The organism is Guyparkeria sp. SCN-R1 (genome assembly GCF_003932495.1).
In the GTDB taxonomy this organism is placed as follows: domain Bacteria; phylum Pseudomonadota; class Gammaproteobacteria; order Halothiobacillales; family Halothiobacillaceae; genus Guyparkeria.
This window is the reverse complement of sequence record NZ_QZMT01000043.1, coordinates 1-1,163: the sequence shown is the minus strand read 5'-3', so window position 1 is coordinate 1,163 and position 1,163 is coordinate 1. Positions and strand designations below refer to the sequence as shown.

Sequence of the window (1,163 nt, the reverse complement as noted above, 5' to 3'; positions counted from 1 at the left end):
CCGGTCTGTCTCACTCTCATGCAAAGGTAAGATCAACCATTTAATCCGCTTACCCGAATTTTTTAGGAGATATCATCCGAGTTTTAAGGGCGTTATAGAAGAAATTCCTGTCTGGGGTGCTGATCGAATGGGATCCGGGGGAAACGCTTCCCGATGTGAATTAAATAATGGCGAACTCCATATTGTTTTCGGTGGGCAGTTGGAGCCTGGACGGGGAGTCGACGTTCTGGTTAGATTGGCAAAGAGGCTTAAAGAAGAAAGACAATCCGTTTACATGCACGTTTTCGGTGACGGGCGGTTGCGTGACTTGGTAGTCAAAGAGGCTGGTAACGAGCATGGCTCGCGTCTGATTTACCATGGGAAAGTGTCGCGGGATGAATATTTGGAGTTTATTCGTGATCTTGATGTTGGTTTAGTTATAACAGTGCCTGGTGTGAGTGTTCCTACCTTCCCGTCAAAGGTGATTGATTACTTTGTTGCTGGCAAGCCGGTTTTGGCTTTTGTGGAGGGTGCATCAGATTTTGGGTATATTGTGGAAAACGTTGCTCGGGCTGGTTTTAGTGCTGATGTTTCGCGTATAGAAGACATGTATGCAGCGATTCTTAGGATTAAAGGCAAAACTGCTGGGGCTGAATGTTCGTCGCTAACGTTGATGGGCCAGAACGGTCGCAACTATTTTCTGCAAAATATGGAGGTCGGGATTGTCGTTGAAAAGCTTTTATCTCGGGTTAAGCTGATGTTGCTGAAAAAAAAATAGGGTGTTCGGATGAGTAAGGTTTTGATTACTGGTGGGACAGGTTCGTTTGGCAAAGCTATGGTCGATTTCCTTCTGGATCAAGGAAGTGAGGAGATTCGCATTCTTAGTCGTGATGAGGCTAAACAAGAAGAGATGCGGATCACATATAGTCGTTCTGAGCTGAAATTCTATATCGGTGACGTCCGTGATCGTCAATCCGTTGATAAGGCGATGCGAGGCGTAGACATGGTCTTCCACGCGGCTGCTTTGAAGCAGGTACCTTCGTGTGAATTTTTCCCCCTCGAAGCCGTGAAAACTAACATTCTGGGTAGCCAGAACGTGATTGATTCTGCCATCGATGCCGGAGTGAAGTGAATCGCCCCGACTTTCCTAGACACCTCAAGAGCCTCACAATGAGGGTTCCGAG

At 46.9% G+C, this 1,163-nt stretch carries 2 protein-coding genes; both read left to right on the top strand.

The window, feature by feature from the left end; genetic code table 11:
• Positions 1–757, top strand: a 757-nt coding sequence (locus tag D5687_RS11080) for a glycosyltransferase (RefSeq protein WP_125199828.1), incomplete at its 5' end; no start/stop codon positions are given.
• 9 nt (positions 758–766) lie between these two features.
• Positions 767–1,111: an SDR family NAD(P)-dependent oxidoreductase gene (locus tag D5687_RS11075; protein ID WP_204742198.1), complete on the top strand. Its 345-nt coding sequence runs from the start codon at positions 767–769 to the stop codon at positions 1,109–1,111.
• The last annotated feature ends 52 nt before the right edge of the window (positions 1,112–1,163 follow it).